This is a genomic window from Staphylococcus sp. HMSC035D11 (assembly GCF_001836075.1).
In the GTDB taxonomy this organism is placed as follows: Bacteria; Bacillota; Bacilli; order Staphylococcales; family Staphylococcaceae; genus Staphylococcus; species Staphylococcus hominis.
On the sequence record NZ_KV827231.1, the window covers coordinates 172,123 to 195,760 of the forward strand.

A 23,638-nucleotide genomic window follows, 5' to 3' on the forward strand; every position below is an offset into this window, starting at 1 on the left:
AAACTCTCAAGAAATTTCTTGAGAGTTTTATTATTTCTGATAATTAAATCATTCATTAAATTATTTACAATATTAAAGTTTTTCTTGATGTAAATCTTCAAATTTAAGAATTGGTTTACGAGCTGCAGTTGTTTCATCCAATCTATCAATGATAGTTGTATGAGGTGCTTCTAATACTTTATCAGGATCACTTTCAACTTCATCTGCAATTTGAAGCATTGCATCAATGAAGTAGTCTAAAGTTTCTTTAGATTCAGTTTCGGTTGGTTCAATCATCATACCTTCTTCCACATTTAGCGGGAAGTAAATTGTTGGTGGATGTACGCCAAAGTCTAGTAAACGTTTTGCCATATCTAGAGTACGGACACCATATTCTTTTTGTTTAGATCCACTTAAGACAAATTCATGTTTACAATATTGTTCATAAGGGATTTCATAACGATCTTTTAATCGAGCTTTAATGTAGTTCGCATTTAAGACAGCTGCTTCAGACACTTCTTTTAATCCTTGTGCACCCATCGTTCTAATATACGTATAAGCTCTTAAATAAATACCAAAGTTACCATAAAATGGTTTTACTCGACCGATTGAATTTTCAATATCATTATCATATTTAAATGTATCACCGTCTTTAATCACCATTGGTTTTGGTAAATAACTTGCTAATTCTTTTTTTACGCCGACTGGACCTGAACCAGGGCCACCACCGCCATGAGGACCTGTGAATGTTTTATGCAAGTTTAGGTGCACAGCATCAAATCCCATATCTCCAGGACGAACTTTATCCATAATAGCATTTAAGTTTGCTCCATCGTAATAGAGTAACCCGCCTGCTTCATGAACAATTTCACGAATGTCCATAATATTTTTCTCAAAGATACCTAAAGTATTTGGGTTAGTTAACATAATAGCAGCGGTATTTTCATTAACGACACGCTTTAAGTCTTCGATATCAACTTCACCGCGTTCATTAGATTTAACAGTTACTGATTTAAATCCGGCAAATGAAGCTGATGCAGGGTTTGTACCATGTGCAGAGTCTGGAACAATAACTTCATTACGATGGCCCTCACCATTTTTTATATGATATGCTTTAAAAATCATTAAAGCTGTCCACTCACCATGAGCACCTGCTGCTGGTTGTAGAGTTACTTCATCCATACCTGTAATTTCTTTTAGTTCTTCTTGTAAACTATAAATAATTTCTAATGAACCTTGAATTTGTTCTTCCTCTTGTAGTGGATGAGATTCTGCAAATCCAGAAATACGAGCAACTTTTTCGTTGATTTTTGGATTATATTTCATAGTACAAGAACCTAAGGGATAAAATCCAGAATCTACCCCAAAGTTTTTATTCGAAAGTTCCGTGTAATGACGTACTAAATCTAATTCTGCCACCTCAGGAAACTCTGCTTTATTTTTACGAATAAATTTATCATCTAAAATACTCTCAACAGAGTCTGTTTTAATATCACTTTGTGGTAAAGAATATGCATATCTACCTTCTCTAGATCTTTCAAAAATTAATGGACTAGATTTACTTACTACCATTTAGCTCACCAGCTTTCTCAACAAATGTATCAATCTCTTCTTTCGTTCTTAATTCAGTAACAGCAATTAACATATAATTGTCAAAGTCTGATGAAGCTTCACCTAAGTCAAAGCCTCCGATGAAACCATGTTCTGCTAATTTTTTATTTACATCTTTGATAGGTTGATTAAACTTAACAACAAATTCATTAAAAGATGTACCATCTAGGACTTCAAAACCGTTGTTTTTAAATTGATTTTTAGCATAATTAGCATGTTCTAAGTTTTGAACCGCAATATCATAAATACCTTGTTTACCAAGAGCTGACATAGCAATTGAGGATGCTAAAGCATTCAATGCTTGATTTGAACAAATATTTGATGTGGCTTTATCACGACGAATATGTTGTTCACGAGCTTGTAAAGTAAGAACAAACCCTCTATTACCTTCATCATCTTGCGTTTGTCCTACTAATCTGCCAGGAACTTTACGCATTAACTTTTTAGTAGTAGCAAAGTAACCACAATGAGGACCGCCAAATTGAGTAGGAATACCAAATGGTTGTGTATCACCAACAACAATATCTGCTCCAAATTGGCCTGGAGGTGTTAAAACGCCTAATGCTAATGGGTTAGAATAAACAATGAATAACGCTTTTTTATTTTCAATATAAGAATGAAATTTTTCTAAATCTTCAATTGATCCATAGAAGTTAGGATATTGTACAGCAACTGCTGCAGTATCATCATCAATTGCTTGTTCTAATTTTTCTAGGTCAGTAATCGTTCCATTTAAATCAACTTCAACAATTTCAAATTCTTTTCTTACTTTAATATACGTTTTTAATACTTGTAGAGCCTGATAATGGAGACCTTTAGATACTACAATTTTGTTCTTTTTAGTATGATTAAAAGCTAATATACAAGCTTCGGCAAAGCTAGTTATGCCATCATACATAGACGAATTTGCGACATCCATTTGAGTAAGTTCACAAATTAATGTTTGGAATTCAAAAATTGCTTGTAGTTCACCTTGAGAAATTTCAGGTTGATAAGGTGTATAAGCAGTATAAAATTCAGAACGAGAAATCATAGCGTCTACTACTGCAGGTGTGTAATGATCATATACTCCTGCACCTAAAAAACTCACATGTGTTTCTTTAGTAATATTTTTATTTGCAATAGTATTCAATCTTCTTAAAAGTGAAGTTTCAGCTTCTGCACTATCTATATTCAAATCTCTATTAAGTAAAATATCTTTTGGAATATCTCCAAAGAGCTCGGTAATTGAATTTGCTCCAATTGTTTCTAACATTTCTTTTTTATCTTTATCAGTTAATGGTATATAACGATGACTCACATTGCACACCCCTTAGTTATTTTTCGATTTGATTTTTCTTAACAATTTTAGCTTTTAATTGTCTTTTACGAACTTGAACTAGTAATTCTTTACCTAACTCAAATTCATCACGATCAATAATAGCCATAGCAATTGATTTTCCTGAAGAAGGTGATTGAGTTCCTGAAGTAATTTCACCTATTTCTTTTCCGTCAAGATTCATTACTGTATAACCCGTTCTTGCAATGCCTTTATCTATAAGTTCTAAACCTACAGTACGTCGTTTTGACCCATTCTCTTTTTGATCTTTTAAAACAGATTTACCAATAAATTCATCTTCAATTAAAGGTTTAGCAGCAAAAGCAATTCCACCTTCATAAGGCGTAATTGATTCAGTGAGATCTTGTCCATGAAGAGGTAAACCAGCTTCTAATCTAAGTGTATCTCTTGCACCTAAACCACAAGGTACAACGCCTTTATCAATAAAACCATTCCAAATGTCAACTGTATCATTTGAATTACAATAAATTTCAAAACCATCTTCACCTGTATATCCAGATTGAGATAAGATAACATTTTTTCCAAAAATAGTTACATTTTGTTTGAATTCAAAAGGCTTCATTTCACTTACATCAATATCAACAAGTTCACTTACTAAAGTTCTTGCTTGAGGGCCTTGAACCGCTAATTGACCATACTGTTCAGACACATTTGTTACAGTAGCATTAAATTTAGATTGATGTTTTTGAATCCATTCGAAATCCTTATCAGTATTGGCTGCATTAACAATTAATAAGTATTTGTTATCAGCAATTTTATATGTTACTAAATCATCAATAATACCACCCTCATCATTACATAAAGCTGTATATTGAGCTTTAGTTTCAGATAAATTAGTAGTATCATTCGAAAGTAAATATTGAACAAATTTACTAGCATTTTCACCTTCTATTAAAATTTCTCCCATATGACTTACATCGAACATACCTACTTTGTATCTAACTGCGTTATGTTCTTCTTTAATACTAGTAAATTGAACAGGCATAGCCCACCCACCGAATTCAACTATTTTAGCACCACTATTTACATAAGTTTCATATAATGGTGTCTTTTTTAATTCGTTTGTCATTTAAAAACCCCCTATTTTTTTATAAAAAAAGCAGAGTAGCAGAAGCTACCCTGTCTAAATAACAAATCCAGGACTGCGTAACAGTATTATCCTTTTGCCTGAGAGTTTCGTAGTTTACTTGCACCTTCGGCGATAACATGACATAATTTCAAAACAACTATAGAATCAGTTCAAGTTATTCTCTCTAATACTGATCATTCGCATGGTATATGATTTAAAATTGTTTTATATACACATTCAATTGTTTTACTACTATCTACTTTTTTGGATGCGATTTCATTATATCTTGAAACTCTCGATAAATACAAGTCTTTTAATTGTTTTTCACTTTTGTTTTTCGCATTTGGTCTATGTGGATCATTAGCAATTCTATTATAGATAATATCTATATCACAATCTAACCAAATAACTGTTTTATTTTTTAAAAGTGAGATAGAATTATCGTTTTCTATAATTCCTCCCCCGGTTGATATAATATCATATTTACCAATACAATCATTTAAATATTTATACTCTAACTTACGAAATCCTTTTTCACCAATTTCATTAAAAATATCTGGTATTGTTTTAAATTCTTTCATTTCTATATATGTATCTAAATCAATATATGAATAGTGTAATTTTGAAGCCAAATATTTGCCAATAGTACTTTTACCAGTACCCATAAAGCCTGTTAATATAAGTGGTAAATAAGAATGAGTCATCCTAATCACCTCTCTTAAGTTTATCACTTATTATACTATCATAATATATTTGAATATTATGTATTGTTTTTAATTTTATACTATATTGAGCAGAATAAGTAGATATAATTATCAAATATATACTAAGAATAAATAATGTATAGCTACTTATATATCCTTTCATTTTATAAAAATAAGTTTTTTTCATAGTAGTCGTTTTTATCACCTATTTTTAGTTTTAATTTTATGATGTTAGAAGGTAAAATTTGAAATTCTGCATTGATGACGTTATTTAGTAAAACGATATTGCCATTCCCATTAATTTTGTAAAATAGTTTGTTGTTTTTAAATTCTATATAATCTTTAGACGATTCATTATCAATGATAATTGTATGTTTATCCTTAATTATAAGGGCATGATGCTTTTTCGAAATAATTTGAGTTATATTTGTCTGAAAAAAAGCATATTCTGTTTGATAACTATTATATGACTCGTATAAATAGGAATGAGTCAATTTAATTAATTGAGGAAAAAATGTTAACATCATTGTTGTTAAAAATAATGAAACTAACATTTCTATTAAAGTGAATGATTTTAATTTAATATTTAACGCATGATTCGATTTCAGTTTCTTTGTGAAGTCCACATATTTTGTTGGAATAAAGTTTAATATGATAATCACCTAAATTTATACCTTTTGAAAGGGTTTTTTTATCATAATGGTTGATACTACTCATTATGGTTTGCTTGATTTCAATTATTTGGTATTCTCTTTTTAATGTATGATTTAAACTGATTAGTAGTGGAATTAAAGTAAAAACTATAGTAGTGAATATATACAAGCTAAATAAACTATCGATGAGTAACACTGCTTTAAATTTTAAAATATCTAATTCTTCCTTTTTCAATATTAATAATCAACTTATATTGATGTTGATTGATTTTCAATATTAAAGAGCCAAACTGATTTATTCTTCCTTCTTTATTAAAAGTAATTTTCTCTAAATTTCTAACTTCAACTATTTTTCCATCTTCAATATTGTAGTTGTACCGCCCACCATGTGCTTCTATTACTTTTATAATTGAGGAATGTTTTGAAATTAACAATGTAATAGATTGATGATCATGCATCGCTTTAGATTTAAAATATTCTAATTGATTAACAAATTGTGTTGCTTTTAAATCGTCTGACAAAGAAATATTGTTAAATACATTTACCCTTAAAGTTGCATTAAGTAAGATTGTTAAAATCAAAATGATTAACAAGCTCTCTATAAAAGTGAATGCTTTAATATTCTTACTCTGCAACTGCTTCTCCATTTTTAATACTGATAGTTTCTCCAGACTTACAAGATGATTGCCCTTGTTTTATAAACCCTTCAATTACTAAGTCCTCAATAGAATTAGGAACTCTATTATGTTTTAAAGTATAAGCTTCAATTTGACTATTGACCATTTTCACTTGTGCTTCACATCCTGTTGATTGAATATGTGACATTTGTTTAGCTATATTCGGAATAATAAGAATGAGTAAAACACTAATTATTAATAGTACAAGTAACATCTCAATTAAAGTAAAAGCTTTTAATTTATTTTTGAATTTTTTCATAAAAAACCTCCATTTTACTTTACTTAATATTTTGCATAAGTTGGAACATGGGTAACATGATCACTAGATACAAGCTGACTATAAAGGCTCCTAAGAATATAAATACGATAGGTTGGATAATTTTTGACTGTTTTAAAGCTGTTTGTTGGAGCCTTTGAATTAATATTTGACAATACATTTTCAACTCAATATCTAATTTATTATTTTTCTCACCTTGCTTAATAAACTGTATTAAATCATATTGATAACATGGTATTTTAATCAAAATATTGGGTAAATTAATGCCTCTATTTAGTTCATTTTGAATAACGATACCAATATAATTCAAAAATGAGTTGTTTTGTAGATGAATGTACATATCTACGACTTGTTGAATACTAATACCATTTTTATAAAATAAAGCTAAATCATTAGCAAGTTGATATGTTTTTATAGTCGAATAATAAAAACGTACAATTGGTATGTAAGAAATGAATGTAAGTTTTTTGGATATATCTAATTTATTAAGAAAGATAAATATAATGATGGATAAAGTTAGTAAAGTAAAAAAAACAAAAAGAAAAATTTGCGGTAAATGACTAATTAAATATGTAATAATAGTTTGTGATAAATTGAGTTTAACATCCATCATTGAATACAGATGTTCAAATTGAGGTAAAACTGTATAATTTAATATACTTAACATAGTTATAAATATTGCAATTAAAATGATGGGATATTGAATAGCTTTTAATATTCGTTGTTTAGCTTGAAGATTTGTTTTTAAATAATTCATTGCTTCCTCTAGTGCTTCATTTATATTCCCATATTTCTGCGCAAATTGAATTTGAGTGATAATAGATTTAGGATAGCCTATTAATTCTAATATTTGATCGCATTCTCCTCCTGTTTTTATTATTTTAACTATCTTATTTGCTATATCTTTATTTTTATAATTAAAATACAAATTTATAAAATTAAAACTTTCTAATAATGTAAATCCACTTTTAAGTAAGTTATTCAAATTATTTAGAAGTATAATTTGTTGGTTTTCATTAAGAACTTTAGAATGTTTGTTAAATATATTTTTCAACCACATCTTCACATATAAGACCTTCTTTCGATAGCGATAACAATTTTTCTTTTAAATTATTAAATGTCTTAGGAAGCGTATGGTTATGTTCAAAAAAATATTGAATTTGATTATTTGTAATAGACTCACAAACAAGCTTTCTTTGATTTGAAGTAGTTGTAACTAATCTTTGATTTGAAATAACATTTATTGCTTGTGAAATTTCTTGAACACTAATCCCCATCTCTAACAATCTGAGTATTGCGCCCTTACAATTGCTTGAATGCATAGTAGTGAGCACTAAATGACCACTTAAACTTGCTTGAATAACACATTTTGCCACTTCAGCATCTCTAATTTCACCAATTAAAATAACATCTGGATCACATCTTAATATTGCTTTAAATGAACTAACATAATCTATACCGGCTTTATGATTTACTGACACTTGTGTTATGCCTTTTAGTAATTGTTCAACAGGATTTTCAATTGTAATAACATTTAAATTTAATTCTTGAAAAGCATAGAGTACTAATTGATACATCAAAGTACTTTTACCTGAACCTGTTGGACCAGTAAGTAAAATGAGACCTTGCTTTTTATTCATTAGAGGTTTAAAGTCATTAAAGTCCTTATACTCTCTTTTAGAAGTGAAATATTGAGGGATAAGTCTGATAACACAACTTTCTACTCCTAATGACAAAGGTAAAGTAGAAATTCTTAAATAAAATATTGATTTAGCATGATAAGTATATCTACCACTTTGAGCTATTTGATGTGTTGATACATCTAAATTTGCTTTAAATTTCATATAAATTAATAATTTTTCATAAATGTCATTACTAAACATTTCATATGTCTCTAATATATCATTCACTCTGAATTTAATATGTACTTTATCCTCTGAAGGAATAAAGTGTACGTCACTTGCATTTTTTGAAATTGCTTTATTAATTATTTCTTGAAATAATAATTTCAAAAAAAACACCTCCTACATATATAAACGTAAGAGGTGTTTAAATTACTTTTTTATTGTCCATCTAAATATGGATTGAGTTGTTCGTCATCTACCGTAGTGTATTGACCATGACCTGGGAATAAAGGCAAATCTCCGTCTAATTCAAATAATTTATCCTTAATTGAGTCTACTAATGTTTCATAGTCTCCTCTATATAAGTCTGTTCTTCCAATACCGTTATTAAATAATGTATCTCCTACTACTGCAAAATCGTCAAAAACGTAAGTTAAACTTCCTGGCGAATGACCTGGTGTATGAAGAACATTGAATTTAAATTCATCGATTGTAAAATTACCTTCATCTAAAGCAATTGGTTGAGCTTTACTAGTAGTGAGTGGCATACCATATTGTTTAAATTTTGAAGAACCATTTTTTTCAGGATCAGTTAAGAAAGAAAATTCTTCTTTATGCATATAAACAGGTACATCATATTTGGATAATACATCGTCTAAAGCACCAATATGATCAAAATGAGCGTGTGTAAGTAGTATTGCTTTTAAAGGTTTATTGATTTGATTTAATTTCTTAAATATTTTATCAGATTCTCCAGCAGGATCAACTAATAATACACTGTTATCGCTTTCTACAAAATACGCGTTTGTATCAACTAATCCTAAAGATAAATTAGAAATTCTCATATTATTCACCTTGTTTATCTAAATGTTTTTGAACAGATTTTAATTTATCATTCATTTTACGAGACTTATCTCTTCTATCATCAATACGGATATTTGTACATACTCTATCTAATCCTTTATCAAATGGTAATTCGTGAATTGCTTGAACTACTTCAAATAAATCTTTAAGATCACCTTCGATAAGCGTATTCATAGGGGTTAATTGATAGTCAATTTTACCTTGCTTTTTAAATGCTTCTAGTTTCGTTTGGATTTCTGCAATATATTTACTAACACTAGGACCTTCCGTTCCGACTGGTATAACAACTACATCAATAATAGCCATTATTTAACACCATCCTTTTCAATTATATATGTTTTTATTAGTCCAGCAGCACCAGTGATACCAGCATCATTTCCAAGTTTTGCTTGGACAATTTCAGTATCTTTTTGAGCAGGAGTAAATGTTAAATTATGATATTCTGTTTTAATATTTTCAATTAATATTAATCCAGCTGTAGACATTCCTCCACCTAAAACAATATATTTAGGATTGCTTGTAGCACTAATTATACTACATAAATAAGCGATATGATTTGCGACCTTCTCTGTTATAAATATACAGAATTGATCTCCTGCTTTTGCTGCATCAAATACAGCTTTAGCAGTTACTTTATTCTCTTTTATAAGTGATAAAATAGATGATTTAAAAGTTAGTTTAGGGTAATAAAAATTGACTAAATTAACCACTCCAGTAGCTGAAGCAACAGTTTCAATACATCCTGATTTGCCACAATTACAATTAAAACGTTGATCAAAATCAGTTCTAATATGACCTATTTCTGCACCTGAACCATTATGACCATGTACAATTTCACCATTTGAAATGATGCCTCCACCAAGACCAGTACCAAGTGTAATAGCAACTACATCATTTGCACCTTGACCAGCACCTTTATGCTTTTCACCCAGTGCAGCTACATTTGCATCATTATCCACATATACAGGACAATCTATAAATTCACTAAAAATCTCTCTCACATTTACATTTCCAGGCCAATGTAAATTAACAGCCCCATGTACGATTCCCGTTTCAAAATCAACAGGACCAGGAACTCCTATACCAACTCCGATAACATTTTGAAGATCAAAATGATAAGATTCAGTTGCTTCTTTAAAAGAATCAAAGACTTGCCTTAATAAAGTTCGACCTGTATGGTCTGAAGTATCGGTTTCAATAGACCATTTATGTAATCGTTCTAATTTTGTATCAAAGATACCAAGTTTACATGTTGTTCCACCTATATCAGCTGCTAAAATAATATTTTTCATTTATGCTCATTCCTTCTTTGATTAATTATTAAAATACATTTTAGATATTCTTCATTTGTTAAAAGATCATAATTGTAAAGAGAACGTATTTCTTGTTGCATCATTTCATACATATCTTCTTTATCTTTAAAATATATAATAAAACCATAACGTTTCAAAAGTTGCAAGACATCATAAAAATTGTTAATTTTTCGATTCATTACTATCTTTCAATTCTTTTTCTAAATTTTTATAGCTTTGGTTATTGGCATCAATTTTCAAAGCTTTTTTTATATATTTTAAAGATTTATCGTTATCATTTAATGCTCTATTAGCTATGGATAATTCATAGTTTAATAATGCAGAGTTAGGATGACTTCTTAGGCCTCTTTCCCAATCAGCCATTGCCTCTGCTTTAGAACTTTTAGTAGCAGTTATTAAACCTTTTAAGTAATATGTTTCATCATCATCGTATCCTTTATTGATTGTATGTTCAACAATTGATAAAGCATCATCATAATTATAGGATATCATTTCGTCTTTAATAAGTTTATCGTAAATATTTTCTTCTTTAATTGAAAATATTCTAATTTGTAATAAAACAAAAAGTACTAATAATAAAATTAAAAATAACCAAAATAAATTACGATTTTCATGAAAATAATAGCCTATTAATGTAATAAGGATACCACCTATGAAACCACCTAAATGAGCCATTAAATTAATATTCGACATAAATAGCGAGACAAAAATCAATATTAATACAACAACTAACAATTGTATTATCATTTTCTTATTAAAAGTCTTACTTAAGTACATCATCGTTAAAATAGCCCCTATAAGACCAAAAATGGCTCCACTTGCACCAACAGATATTGTACTTATATTAAAGGATAACGAAGCAAAGTTTCCAAATAATCCAGAAATTAAATAGATACCTAACATTTTATATGGACCAACGATCGTCTCTACAATTTTACCAAAAATGAATAAAGATAGCATATTCATTAAAATATGTTCAAAATTAAAATGTAAAAACATCGAGGTAATAAGACGGTACCACTCTCCGTGCACTACATTGAAGTGTACTAATCCCCCAACATCTAGTAGCTTAATATCTGAAAAATGATTTAGATAAATCTTCATATATAACCATACTAGGACATTTATAGCTATAAGTGTATAAGTCATTGGTGAAAATATCATCATATACTTATCAACAAGGTTCGTATTAAGTACACGCTTTTTATAATCTAACGATGATTTTTTATCTTTTTTATTAACGCGTTTTTTTAAAATAAAATTAGGCATTGTATTTTCTAAGTCTTTTTCATTAGTGATACTATGATAAATCAACTTAGTAGGATGCGTTTCATCGAAATTATCAATATTCATCGATGTTTCTAAAAAGTAGAAGAACTCAACTTTTTTAATTTTAAATCCTAACTTTTTTTGTAAATTCTCTTTATGATCATTTATTTTAGATTTGTCGAAGCGTATCTCTTGAGTTGAACTCACTTCTTTTCTAAATACAATAAGTTCTTCTTTTTTCTTATTGAATAACCAAATTTCATTTGTATTTTTATCTGTGTGTTCTAATTTATAGTTAAAATATTTGATCCAATAATAAATTGATTTCCAATATAGTTTATCAATATTCATTAATTCCTCCCAAATTTAGTGTTACATATAATTAAATTATCTACAGGTTGATCATGTTTTTCCACATCGAAATCTGATATTTGGAAGTCATATATAAGACTAATTGAGTTAATATCGTGTTGATTTAGAAATTTATCATAGTAACCTCCTCCATACCCTATACGAAAACCATTTGTTTGAAAAGCTACTCCAGGTACAATAAGTAAATCCATGTCATTACTAATAGATGTATCTTCATTAACATAATTAATGCCTTTATCATCGGTAGCTATTGATGACAAATCTAATAGTTGTTTAAAGTTCATATTACGACTTCTGTAATCTGTATTGGGCACAAAAATTTGTTTTCCATTATCTAAAGCGAAATTAATAATATTGTATGTATTAATCTCGTGTGGCATAGACAAAAATATACCGATACGATGTGCATTTTTGAATTTTTCGTTTTCAATTAATTGTTTCATTAACCAAATATCAGCTTTATGCTTACTTTTTTTATCAAAGTCTTTCATTTGTGATAAGATATTTTTTCTAATTTGTTTTTTACCCATTCTTTCTCCCATCCTTTAATATATATTATAACGTTATTATATAGTGATGTCATTTGTGATAATTCAAATTATTTTAAGTTAAAAAATTATATTAATTTATATAAAATAAATATAGTTGTTGATTATATATTTAGGATTATTAATAGTTGAATGAGCTACTAAAGTAAAAAAGGTTGGAACAATTTTGTTCCAACCTTTTTACTTTTAATATTATTTAGTTTCACGATGTAGAGTTTGTTTGTTATCACGTGAACAATATTTTTTCATTTCAATACGTTCAGGATTGTTTCTTTTATTTTTAGTAGTAATGTAGTTTCTGTCACCACATTCAGTACAAGCTAATGTTACGTTTACGCGCATGATTATACCTCCTTACCTTTTCTAAATACGACTTTATTATCATACCACTTAGACGATTAATTGAAAAGTATTAATTTTTACTAGTGTTAAATAGAAAAGCATCTTATCAACGGTTATTCAAATTATTTTTCATTTTTAAAGTAGTAATTAATGATATCTCTTCCTAAATCTCCCCCATTTAACCATGGTGGTGGAACAGGTTGATTAGTATATACGATAGAAAAAGCTAATTTAGGATCTTTAACAGGCGCATAACCTATATATGTTGAGTTAACTCTAGGTTGTCCATTTTGATAAACTTCAGCAGTACCAGTTTTACCAGCTGATGGAACAACAGTTTTATGGAAGCTTGCATAGCCTGTACCATCTTTTTCATTGAAAACCATCTTGAATCCTTGTTTTACTTCATCTATCTCATCTTGAGAATTATTGACTTTATTTAGTATATTACCTTTAATTTTATCTTTTACAGGTCCTACCTGATCACTATTTGTTGCGTCATGTATAGCTAAACCAATGTGTGGTTGTACTCTGTAACCATTATTTGCAATTGTAGATATATATTGTGAAAGTTGAATAGGTGTATAAGTATCATATTGACCTATTGATAAATCTAAATAATTGCCTGGATTATTAGTTAATGGTTCAATTTGACCAATTGTTTCATTTGGTAAATCGATACCTGTTTTAACACCTAATCCTACTTGATTTAGACCTTTTCTCAGTTTTTGACCAGCTTCTTCAATATTATTAGGTAAATTCATACCACTTGAGTAAGGATCACCAGCTAGTCTTAAAGCAGTTTTAAACATATATACGTTTGAAGAATGCATTAATGCTTCTTTGTCGTTAATTAGGACTTTGCCATTTTGGTTAAAGTAAGAACGTTTAGTTAGTCCGCCACTAAAGTGTAAAGGTTCATCAATCATTTCTTCACCGACTTTGATAGTATGATTTTGATAACCAGTTAATAAGGTTGCTCCTTTAACAGAAGAACCGACTGCAAATTGACCAGTAAAATTACCTAAATCATAATCTAGCAGTTCACCTTTTTTATCAATTTGTCTTCCAGCCATTGCAAGAATATCACCATTTTTAGGATTTTGAACAACTACAAGAGCATTGTCCATATTTGTTGCTCCTTGACTACGCAGTGTTTTTATTTCATTTTCTAATAGAGACTCAACTTTTTTCTGTAAATCAATATCAATGGTTAGTTGTAAATCATTTCCGCGTGACCCAGGGTTAATCACTTTAGAACTAATAACTTTACCAGATTTATCAGTAGTGTATTTCAACTGTTTCTTTTTACCACGTAGAATGTCTTCATATTGATATTCTAGATAAGCTTTCCCAACCCTGTCATTTCTAGAATATCCTTTTGCTAAATACTGTTCAGTTAATTCTTTAGGAATACCCTCAGAAGGTGTAGAGACACTACCAAATATACTTCTTAAAGTTTCACCATATGGATATTTTCGATCCCAATCCATTGAAGTATTGACACCAGGTAAATTATCCAATTGTTGAGAAACAGCAGCATATTCCTTTTCACTAACATCTTCATTTTTTATCATTTGCGGATCAAGTGTAGATCCAGCTGACATTTCTCTGTATATAGCTAATACTTGTAAATCATGCTTAGATAAACTATTTAATTGAGTTTCTGTAATTTTACTATGTAATTGTTTATCGTACTGTTCTTGACTTATGCTACCATTGTTAAGCATAGTTGTTTCTTTTTTCATTAATTTATTAACTTCTTTTGGATGATTTTGTATCCAAAAGTCTTGTTTATCTCGCTTTGTAATCTTATCAGTATTCATTGTAATGAGTTTAGCTAATTTTTTAGCGGTGTTTAACATATCTTGTTGACTGGTTTTTCTAGAACGAGTGTAGGTAATTGCTAATTTCGAAGCATTATCAACTAAAATTTTGCCATTTCTATCTAGTATTCTTCCTCGTGGTACGGATTCATTGACAGTAATATTCTCATCATTTTTCACTAATTGACTATAATGTGCACCTTGTGCAATTTGTAAATATCCTAGTCTTAGGACAATTAATACGAAAATCAAAACAATTGCACCAAATATAAAACTAATTCGTTTATTCATCGTATGTTTTATTTTTTCATCATTTGATTTTTCTTTTAATCTTTTAAGCAAGACAACCGACCTCAATTATTAATCATGTATACGTATAAATGATATATGAAATTGTATAATTTTTCTATATTTTTCATAAAAAAAGTGATCTCCCAAAAAGAGACCACTAATAAATACTTTTTTTATTTATTATTTTGTAGCAGCATTGTATAACTCGTCTACTTTTTCCCAATTTACAACATTCCAGAAAGCACTGATATAATCAGGACGTTTATTTTGATATTTAAGGTAATAAGCATGTTCCCAAACATCTAAGCCTAAAATTGGAGTTTTTCCTTCAGTAATAGGGTTATCTTGATTTGGAGTAGTAACAATTTCTAATTTTCCATTATTTACTACTAACCAAGCCCAACCTGAACCAAAACGTGCTGCAGCTTTATCAGCGAATTCTTTTTTAAACTCATCTAAAGAACCCCATTGTTCTTTAATTTTATCAATTACAGTACCTTTTTCTTCAGAATTAGGAGTTAATAATTCCCAGAATAATGAGTGATTTAAATGACCTCCACCATTATTACGTACTGCTGTTTGAATATTTTCAGGTACACTATCTAAATTTGTAACAATTTCTTCAATTGATTTAGATTCTAAATCAGTACCTTCAACTGCAGAATTTAATTTTGTAACATAAGTGTTATGATGTTTGTCATGATGAATTTCCATTGTTTCTTTGTCGATATGTGGTTCTAATGCATCTGCTGCATATGGTAAATTTGGTAATTCAAAAGCCATAAATAATCATCCTCCTAAATTATCTTTACATAAATAATAACAAGCTATGTGATGTGCAACAAATCATTTGCTTTAAATATTATTCACATAGTTGTCATATTTCTTATTATACTCTTCTTATATCTCATTTTAGTAGTTTTTAAACATATATTTCAATATTAGTAGAAATTCAGACTTTTGACCTATAAAAAACTGAGACGCTTACTTACGTCTCAGAACATTTCTCATTTTAATTTATACCTTTATTATGGCAAGTTTCACATATACCATATACCTCTAATTTATGAGTATGAATATCTACATTAGGTAGGAATTGCTTAACTTGCTCAATTGGACAAAAATCTATTACTTTTGTATCCCCACAATTTTCACATATAAAATGATGATGATGATGATTAGTACAAGCGATTCTAAATTTCATTTCTCCATCTAATTCTGTACTTTCAACAATATTTAAATCTTTAAAAAGATGAAGATTACGATAAATAGTATCAAAAGATATACCTGGATAATCATTGTCTAATTGTTGTTGTATATATTTAGCATTAATATATTTATCTTCATTAACAAAGATATTAATCATATCTTCTCTTTTCTTAGTATATTTTAACCCATTGTCTTTTAAAATTTTAATAGCGTCATTTGTATTCATAATTTAATGCTCCTTTTTGGCAGTTCGTTTAGTTTTCTGTAGTAACATCGTTATTCCTAAAATTAGAACTAATAATACCACGATGACACCACCAGGAGATATATTAATATAAAATGCTAAGGTAAGCCCTAGAATAACAGAACATTCACCTATAACAATACTTAAGATAATCAACTGTTTAAATCCTTTAGTTAATCGCATTGCTATAGCCACAGGTAATGTAATTAATGCACTCACGAGTAAAATTCCTACTACTCTCATTGATGCAGAAATAACCATAGCAACAATCGTTATAAATAAAAACTGAATCCATTTTGGAATATTAATAACCTTACTATATTCCTCATCAAAAGATAAAATAAATAATTCCTTGTATAATAAAAGAATGAATAATAATACGACGATTGAAATAATCGTAATTGTGATTAAGTCACTTAAATTTACAGCACTAATTGAACCGAATAATAACCCAACAATTTCTTGATTGAACCCATCAGCTAGAGAAATAAAAATTGCACTTAATGCAATTCCTGCACTCATTATAATTGGAATTGCAATTTCTTGATAGTTTGAATATGAAGTTCTTAATTTTTCTATAAGTAAAGCTCCAACTATTGCAAAGATTATACCAAACCACATAGGGTTTATAAATGCTAATGCTGGTGATAAGGTAATAATAAACATTCCAAACGAAATACCACCTAGTGTGACGTGACTTAAAGCATCAGCAATTAATGATAATCGCCTTACCACTATAAATGCACCAATTAAAGGTGCAATAAAACCAATCAATATCCCACTTAAAAGTGAATATCTCATAAAATCAAAATTTAACAATGCTTCAATCATGATATTCACCTCTTAATTCAATCCATATACTTATCATAATTAACTCCTATTTAAAATTATGCTTCACAGCATGAACGATTATGTTGATGATCAACAAATTTAATTGGATGACCATATATTTTTGAAATTTCAACTTCATCAAGAGACTTAAATTCTTCAGTAGAACCGTGGAAATGAAGATGTTTATTTAAGCAAGCGACTTTTGTAGCTGTGTCTACCACAACGCCTATATCATGAGTAACTAAAATAATCGTTATACCTTCTTCTTTTAAATGTTGCAAGGTGGCATAGAATTCATTCACATGTTTTGCATCAATCCCATTTGTCGGTTCGTCTAATACTAAGACGGATGGATTTGAAATTAAAGCGCGTGCAATTAGTACACGTTGTTGTTGTCCACCTGATAATTCTGCAATATTTTTATTCTTTAGATGATGAATGTTTAAACGATGTAAAACATTATCTACTTGTTGTTCATCACTTTTATTAAACCACTGAAAAATTCTTTTCGTTTTAGTTAAACCACTTAAAACAACTTCTTTCACACTAGCAGGAAATCCTGCAGTAAAAGCATTGGCTTTTTGAGATACATAACTAATTTTTAATGCAGATTGAGTATTTTTTTTATAATATTTCCCGTCAATGTATATTTCACCGTGTTGTAATGGTAACAAGCCAAGAATAACCTTTAAAAGAGTAGATTTACCGGCTCCATTAGGACCAACAATTGCAAGAAAGTCACCTTTATTAATTCGAATATTAATGTTTTCTAATACTTGTTTATTATCAAAATAATAATCAATATTTTTTAATTCAAAAACAGGTTGATTCATCTTTTCACCTCGCTAAATACTATACAATTATATATGTTTTTTGTAAATAGTAATGTTTACGAATTAAAACAAGAGTAAGATAGCCTCTTTGTAGATTATGCTATCTTACTCTTATTTTAATTATTGATTCAATATTTTTTCTTTTAATTTAGGATCAAAAATTTGAGATTTTAACATTTCAATTTCAAAGCGATAAGGCGGCTTTTTATTTTTCTTATCTTCTCCTACATAAGGAGTTTCAAGGATTTTAGGAATGTCTTTAAAAGCTTCATGATGTACCACATTATTCAAGGCGTCAAAACCAATATATCCAAATCCAATATTTTCGTGTCGGTCTTTATGTGCACCTTGTTCATTTTTACTATCATTTACATGAACAACTTTAATACGGTCTATTCCAATAATTTTATCAAACTCATTCAAAACTCCATCAAAATCATTTTTGATATTATAACCAGCATCATGTGTATGACAGGTATCAAAGCAAATAGATAATCGATCGTTATGTGTCACACCATCAATAATGCGAGCAAGTTCTTCAAAACTACGTCCAATTTCTGTTCCTTTCCCAGCCATTGTTTCAAGTGCAATTCGTACATCATGATCATGTGTTAATACTTCATTTAATCCTTTAATAATCTGATTAATTCCTTTATCTGCACCGGCACCTACATGCGCACCTGGATGTAAGACAATATCTTTCGCTCCTATAGCTTGCGTGCGTTCAATCTCATTTTGAAGGAAATTCACACCTAGTTCGTAAACTTCAGGCTTCGTTGTATTTGCTATATTTATTATGTAAGGAGCGTGTACAACAATATTGGATAAACCATATTGTTCCATAACTTTATGACCTTTTTCAATATTTAAATCGTTTATATTTTTTCTTCTTGTATTTTGAGGTGCACCTGTATAAATCATAAATGTTGATTCACCAAATTGATGTGCTTCTTCGGCCGATCCTTCTAACATTTTTTTACCACTCATTGATACATGTGAGCCAATTAACATTTGTTTCACCTAACCTTTTTTATTGTTTTTTCGTTGTTGTCTACTACGTTGTTTACTGTATTGCTTTCTCTCTTGTCGTTTCATTCTTTCTACTTCTTGTTTAAATTTCTTTTTATAGCCTGGTTTAACTTTATTTTTAGATTTACTTCTTACTTTATGTTTTACTTGATTTGTTAAATGATCATCTTTACGTTCACGTTTATGACGTGTATTGTGCGCTTTGATTGGCTTAAGTTCTCCATTTTTAATATCAACATTATCAAAGTGATAGCCTTTATCTTCAATAAGAGAAATATTATGTTCTTCATCTGGGCTATATAACGTTATAGCCACGCCTTTATAATTTCCACGTCCTGTTCTACCCACTCTATGAGTAAAGAAATCAATATCATTAGGAACATCAAAATTTACTACATGACTAACGCCTTCAATATCAATTCCTCTTGAAGCTAAATCACTTGCAATAACATATTGGAAATCTAAATTCCGAATACGTTTCATTTGTTGTTTACGTTCTCTAGGTGTTAAACCGCCATGAATCATACCTACTTTAATGCCAGACTCATTAAGAGATTGAGCAAGTTCATTTGCATTTTCTCTACTGTTACAAAAAATAATACATAGATATGGATTTAGTATATCAATTAATTGTAAAGTTTTATCAACTTTTTCAGTTCCTTTAGTAGGAATCAAATAAAATTCAATATTTTTTTTATTTTGGGATTTGTTATCAACTACAACATATTCAGGGTGACTAAGATACTTATTTAAAAACGGTTCTAATGATTTTGGAATTGTTGCACTAAAGACTGCAATATTAGCATTTTCATCTAAACGAGCAGCAATATAATCCACATCTTCTATTAACCCTAAATCAATGAGTAAATCTGCTTCATCGATAATTAAATATGATGCCTTATGAATATGCAAATGTCCACTCTGAGCTAAATCATTGATTCGTGTTGGTGTACCAATCACTAATTGAGGTTGTTGATTTGTTCGTTGTTTATCTTTCTCTATGTCAGTACCACCAATAAATAAACTTACTTTAATATCTGATTGAAAACTAGCTAGATGACTAGCCACTTTATACAATTGTTGTGCTAATTCACGAGTTGGTGCAACAACAATACTTTGAGGTTCTTTAATGTCAGTATTAATTAAATCTATTAAAGGTAATAAAAAGGCGTGTGATTTGCCAGTACCGGTTTGTGATTGACCAATTAAATTAGTCCCTTTTTTTATACGTGGAATAATTCTATTTTGAATTTCAGTAGGTTTATTAAAATTTAAATCTTTAACTGCATCAATAAGATTTGGATTTAAATTAAATATTTCAAATGGATGATTAGCCATTCATCTGGCCTCCTTTGTATTTTTTTAAATATAATTAAATGGATCTGTATTTATTTCTGAAGCTTCTATATTAAACTGCTTACTATCATTATTAAATAACCATCGTCCTAGTAAGTCTTTAAGTCCTTCTTTCATAACGTACTCACTATAATGATTGATATCTAATAAATGAATGCCATTAGTTTTAGCATCAAGTGCATCATGATGTTTTATGTCTCCAGTAACGAAAACATCTGCTCCCTTTTTAAAAGCACTAGTTTCAAAACCGATACCAGCACCTCCGATAATAGCAACTGTTTTAATTAACGCTTCTGAAGGACCTGTATAACGAACGCTAGGAATATTTAAATGTGCTTTAGCATATTTAGCAAAATCTTCTAAATTTAATGGTTCATTTAGTTCACCTATTTTTCCAAGACCATAATTAGCAGATGTCGTCATCTTAATAAAATCGTATACAGGTGTTTCATAAGGATGGTAATTAATAATTGCATTTTTAGCAATACTTAATTGATCTTTACGAATCATAAATTCTACCTTCACTTCATTTACATGTTCAATTCGATTTAGTTCTCCAATATGAGGGCGAGCGTCTCCAACTGGTTTGAATTGACCTTTACCTTTGGACTCAAAGAAACAATATTCATAATTCCCTTCTTTTGCTAGACCAATATTATTTATATGATATTTAAATGATTCTAGATTTTCTTCCGGAATGTAAGTTTGTACTTTATAATAAAAAGATTCTTCTTCATTTAAAAATCTAATATTAGTTAAATTTAATTTTTTTGCTAGCATCTCATTGACACCATCAATGTGATTATCTAAATTGGTGTGTAAAGCAATAAGTTGAATATCATTTTGAATAAGCATGTGTATCAATTTACCGTATCCATCATTAACTAATGATTTAACACCTTTAAAAATTAAAGGATGATGCGCAATAATTGTATTGTATCCTTTGCTAATTGCCTCTTCTATTACTTCCATTGTGCAATCTAATGCTGTCAAAATACCTGTTATTTCTTTAGTGTCATCTCCAATTAATAAACCCACATTATCCCAGCTTTCAGCAGTTTTAAGGGGAACATGTTGGTCAATAATTGACATTAGTTCTTTAATTTTCATTATAGAGCACCTCTCTTATCATTGATATCTCTTCTTCAATCTCTTCTAGTCTCTCATGATGTTGTATTGGATTCAATTGATTACGAATATACTCTAAAGCTGCTAACTCTCTTTCCCATTTTTTTATAAAAATATCGTTTTTATGATTTAAAAGAATAGGACCAAATTTAAGTGATTTCTTATTAAGAAGATTAAGATTTTCTTTCCATTCACTAACTACAATTTCATAGATGTGCCCTTTTTCTTCTAAAATTTCTTCAGCAATAATATCATAATTAAGATGTTGAAGTGTCTTGCGTAAGGTTTCAGTTTGAATATTACTTTGCAAAATTAGACGTGGATGATGTGCAAGTTTATTTTTACCCTCATCTAATATTTTCGCTATCAAAGGTCCACCCATTCCACAAATTGTGACATTATCTACTTTATCTTTCTCAGTTAGAATACTAAGACCATCACCTAATCGAACATCGATATGTTGAGTAAGTTGATGCTGTGCTACATTCGTTTTAGCAGCTGTATAAGGTCCTTTTATTACTTCACCAGCAATAGCATCATCGCATAGATGATGTTGTAATGCATAAATAGGTAAATAAGCGTGATCAGAACCGATATCAGCTAATGAATTAGGTAATAAGTATTGGCTTACAACTTTTAATCTATGATTTAATGATATCATTGTTATCTCCTTTATTATAAAAAGAGGCTAGGACATAGTATTGTCTTAGCCTCAAATTTCTTTATACATAACATCTATCGTTAACTCAGATTAAGCATTAATCTTAGTCCATAAAATCTTTAAGACGCTTGCTACGACTTGGATGTCTTAATTTTCTAAGCGCTTTAGCTTCGATTTGACGAATACGTTCTCTTGTAACACCGAACACTTTACCCACTTCTTCTAATGTTCTAGTTCGTCCGTCATCAAGGCCAAATCTTAAACGTAAAACATTTTCTTCTCTATCAGTAAGTGTATCTAAAACGTCTTCTAATTGTTCTTTCAATAACTCATAAGCAGCATGGTCAGAAGGACTTTGTGCTTCTTGATCTTCAATAAAGTCTCCTAAGTGACTGTCATCTTCTTCACCTATTGGCGTTTCTAGGGATACTGGCTCTTGAGCTATTTTAAGTATTTCGCGAACTTTTTCAGGTGGTAAATCCATTTCTTCACCAATTTCTTCAGGAGCAGGATCACGACCTAAATCTTGTAATAATTGTCTTTGTACGCGAATAAGCTTATTAATAGTTTCAACCATATGCACAGGAATACGGATGGTGCGAGCTTGGTCAGCAATAGCACGTGTAATGGCTTGTCTAATCCACCATGTAGCGTAAGTAGAAAATTTAAATCCTTTACTAAAATCAAACTTTTCTACTGCTTTGATAAGCCCCATATTTCCCTCTTGGATTAAGTCTAAGAAAAGCATACCACGACCAACATATCGTTTCGCAATACTTACAACTAATCGCAAGTTGGCTTCTGCAAGGCGAGATTTTGCTACTTCATCACCTTGTTCAATACGTTTAGCTAATTCAATTTCTTCTTGTGCGCTAAGAAGATTTACACGTCCAATTTCTTTTAAGTACATTCTTACAGGATCATTAATTTTAACACCTGGAGGCGCACTTAAGTCATTTGGATTTAATTTTTCATCTGTATCTGAACTATCTTTTTCATTTACTAAACTAATATCGTTATCATTTAGTTGGTCAAAGAAATCATCCATTTGGTCGGAATCCATGTCAAAATTTTGCAGCTTTTCAGCAATTTCTTCATGACTTAGATGACCTTCCTTTTTACCTTTTTCAATTAATTGTTTTTTAACATCTTCTAATGTTAAAGTCGGATCAATTGTTTGTTTTTTGATTTTAACTTGGTTATCAGACATGAAAAGGCCTCCCAATCGTATTTTAAACTTTCAATTAAGATATTTAATTATATAATAAATTATTATAATAAGAAAAGTATATTTTATAATAAATATGAAATATTATCATTCTATAGATAATAAAATGATATCCTTATTTCATAAATATTTAACTTATTA

The 23,638-nt window shown here is 29.4% G+C and carries 26 protein-coding genes and 1 riboswitch; all 26 genes read right to left on the reverse strand.

The window, feature by feature from the left end; all coding sequences use genetic code 11:
• Positions 1-72: 72 nt before the first annotated feature.
• Entirely contained in the window at positions 73-1,551 is a 1,479-nt protein-coding gene (gcvPB, locus tag HMPREF2647_RS04195) for an aminomethyl-transferring glycine dehydrogenase subunit GcvPB (RefSeq protein ID WP_017176245.1), read from the reverse strand.
• Positions 1,538-2,890: an aminomethyl-transferring glycine dehydrogenase subunit GcvPA gene (gene gcvPA, locus HMPREF2647_RS04200; RefSeq protein WP_070859555.1), complete on the reverse strand. Its 1,353-nt coding sequence runs from the start codon at positions 2,888-2,890 to the stop codon at positions 1,538-1,540. The genes gcvPB and gcvPA overlap by 14 nt, the downstream gene beginning before the upstream one ends.
• A 16-nt stretch (positions 2,891-2,906) precedes the next feature.
• Positions 2,907-3,998 (reverse strand): glycine cleavage system aminomethyltransferase GcvT, encoded by a 1,092-nt coding sequence (gcvT, locus tag HMPREF2647_RS04205; RefSeq protein WP_017176243.1) that lies wholly within the window; start codon positions 3,996-3,998, stop codon positions 2,907-2,909.
• Between the two features lie 76 nt (positions 3,999-4,074).
• A riboswitch (glycine riboswitch) is annotated at positions 4,075-4,196 on the reverse strand.
• Positions 4,193-4,702 (reverse strand): shikimate kinase, encoded by a 510-nt coding sequence (locus HMPREF2647_RS04210; protein ID WP_017176242.1) that lies wholly within the window; start codon positions 4,700-4,702, stop codon positions 4,193-4,195. (Overlaps the previous riboswitch by 4 nt.)
• Positions 4,703-4,866: 164 nt before the next feature.
• The gene (locus tag HMPREF2647_RS04220; RefSeq protein ID WP_017176240.1) at positions 4,867-5,364 is read right to left on the reverse strand and encodes a competence protein ComG; all 498 of its coding nucleotides are present in this window, start codon (positions 5,362-5,364) and stop codon (positions 4,867-4,869) included.
• A gap of 191 nt (positions 5,365-5,555) precedes the next feature.
• Positions 5,556-5,990 carry a competence type IV pilus minor pilin ComGD gene (comGD, locus tag HMPREF2647_RS04225; RefSeq protein ID WP_017176239.1) on the reverse strand — a complete coding sequence of 145 codons (435 nt, stop codon included), beginning with the start codon at positions 5,988-5,990 and terminating at the stop codon, positions 5,556-5,558.
• On the reverse strand, positions 5,980-6,291 hold the full coding sequence (comGC, locus tag HMPREF2647_RS04230) for a competence type IV pilus major pilin ComGC (protein ID WP_070859557.1): 312 nt from the start codon (positions 6,289-6,291) through the stop codon (positions 5,980-5,982). The genes comGD and comGC overlap by 11 nt, the downstream gene beginning before the upstream one ends.
• A gap of 19 nt (positions 6,292-6,310) precedes the next feature.
• Positions 6,311-7,369, reverse strand: coding sequence for a competence type IV pilus assembly protein ComGB (gene comGB / locus HMPREF2647_RS04235; RefSeq protein WP_048681721.1), 1,059 nt, complete (start codon positions 7,367-7,369; stop codon positions 6,311-6,313).
• Positions 7,347-8,321, reverse strand: a complete 975-nt coding sequence (comGA, locus tag HMPREF2647_RS04240) for a competence type IV pilus ATPase ComGA (protein WP_019835698.1) — start codon at positions 8,319-8,321, stop codon at positions 7,347-7,349. Before comGA ends, comGB begins: the two co-directional genes overlap by 23 nt.
• Positions 8,322-8,371: 50 nt before the next feature.
• Positions 8,372-8,998, reverse strand: a complete 627-nt coding sequence (locus HMPREF2647_RS04245; RefSeq protein WP_017176235.1) for an MBL fold metallo-hydrolase — start codon at positions 8,996-8,998, stop codon at positions 8,372-8,374.
• A gap of 1 nt (position 8,999) precedes the next feature.
• Positions 9,000-9,323, reverse strand: a complete 324-nt coding sequence (locus HMPREF2647_RS04250; protein ID WP_017176234.1) for an MTH1187 family thiamine-binding protein — start codon at positions 9,321-9,323, stop codon at positions 9,000-9,002.
• Entirely contained in the window at positions 9,323-10,309 is a 987-nt protein-coding gene (locus HMPREF2647_RS04255; RefSeq protein ID WP_002449785.1) for an ROK family glucokinase, read from the reverse strand. The genes HMPREF2647_RS04250 and HMPREF2647_RS04255 overlap by 1 nt, the downstream gene beginning before the upstream one ends.
• A complete protein-coding gene (locus tag HMPREF2647_RS04260) occupies positions 10,306-10,509 on the reverse strand; it encodes a YqgQ family protein (protein WP_017176233.1) in 204 nt (67 codons plus the stop codon). Before HMPREF2647_RS04260 ends, HMPREF2647_RS04255 begins: the two co-directional genes overlap by 4 nt.
• On the reverse strand, positions 10,493-11,950 hold the full coding sequence (locus HMPREF2647_RS04265; protein WP_017176232.1) for a rhomboid family protein: 1,458 nt from the start codon (positions 11,948-11,950) through the stop codon (positions 10,493-10,495). The genes HMPREF2647_RS04260 and HMPREF2647_RS04265 overlap by 17 nt, the downstream gene beginning before the upstream one ends.
• Positions 11,950-12,501 (reverse strand): 5-formyltetrahydrofolate cyclo-ligase, encoded by a 552-nt coding sequence (locus HMPREF2647_RS04270; RefSeq protein WP_017176231.1) that lies wholly within the window; start codon positions 12,499-12,501, stop codon positions 11,950-11,952. Before HMPREF2647_RS04270 ends, HMPREF2647_RS04265 begins: the two co-directional genes overlap by 1 nt.
• 210 nt (positions 12,502-12,711) lie before the next feature.
• Positions 12,712-12,861, reverse strand: coding sequence for a 50S ribosomal protein L33 (gene rpmG, locus HMPREF2647_RS04275; protein ID WP_002449881.1), 150 nt, complete (start codon positions 12,859-12,861; stop codon positions 12,712-12,714).
• Between the two features lie 122 nt (positions 12,862-12,983).
• Positions 12,984-15,029: a peptidoglycan D,D-transpeptidase FtsI family protein gene (locus HMPREF2647_RS04280; protein WP_070859559.1), complete on the reverse strand. Its 2,046-nt coding sequence runs from the start codon at positions 15,027-15,029 to the stop codon at positions 12,984-12,986.
• 129 nt (positions 15,030-15,158) lie between these two features.
• A complete protein-coding gene (locus HMPREF2647_RS04285; protein WP_070859561.1) occupies positions 15,159-15,761 on the reverse strand; it encodes a superoxide dismutase in 603 nt (200 codons plus the stop codon).
• 229 nt (positions 15,762-15,990) lie between these two features.
• Positions 15,991-16,413 (reverse strand): Fur family transcriptional regulator, encoded by a 423-nt coding sequence (locus tag HMPREF2647_RS04290; RefSeq protein WP_002455286.1) that lies wholly within the window; start codon positions 16,411-16,413, stop codon positions 15,991-15,993.
• A 3-nt stretch (positions 16,414-16,416) separates the two neighbouring features.
• Positions 16,417-17,262, reverse strand: a complete 846-nt coding sequence (locus HMPREF2647_RS04295) for a metal ABC transporter permease (protein WP_017176228.1) — start codon at positions 17,260-17,262, stop codon at positions 16,417-16,419.
• Positions 17,263-17,318: 56 nt separating this feature from the next.
• A complete protein-coding gene (locus HMPREF2647_RS04300; RefSeq protein WP_017176227.1) occupies positions 17,319-18,095 on the reverse strand; it encodes a metal ABC transporter ATP-binding protein in 777 nt (258 codons plus the stop codon).
• 120 nt (positions 18,096-18,215) lie between these two features.
• Positions 18,216-19,106, reverse strand: coding sequence for a deoxyribonuclease IV (locus tag HMPREF2647_RS04305; RefSeq protein WP_017176226.1), 891 nt, complete (start codon positions 19,104-19,106; stop codon positions 18,216-18,218).
• A gap of 9 nt (positions 19,107-19,115) precedes the next feature.
• Positions 19,116-20,462: a DEAD/DEAH box helicase gene (locus HMPREF2647_RS04310; RefSeq protein ID WP_017176225.1), complete on the reverse strand. Its 1,347-nt coding sequence runs from the start codon at positions 20,460-20,462 to the stop codon at positions 19,116-19,118.
• A gap of 24 nt (positions 20,463-20,486) precedes the next feature.
• Entirely contained in the window at positions 20,487-21,590 is a 1,104-nt protein-coding gene (locus HMPREF2647_RS04315; RefSeq protein WP_048761601.1) for a Nif3-like dinuclear metal center hexameric protein, read from the reverse strand.
• Positions 21,580-22,269, reverse strand: coding sequence for a tRNA (adenine(22)-N(1))-methyltransferase (locus HMPREF2647_RS04320; protein WP_017176223.1), 690 nt, complete (start codon positions 22,267-22,269; stop codon positions 21,580-21,582). The genes HMPREF2647_RS04315 and HMPREF2647_RS04320 overlap by 11 nt, the downstream gene beginning before the upstream one ends.
• 103 nt (positions 22,270-22,372) lie before the next feature.
• Complete coding sequence (gene rpoD, locus HMPREF2647_RS04325; protein WP_002449793.1) at positions 22,373-23,479, reverse strand: RNA polymerase sigma factor RpoD; 1,107 nt, start codon at positions 23,477-23,479, stop codon at positions 22,373-22,375.
• Positions 23,480-23,638 lie beyond the last annotated feature (159 nt).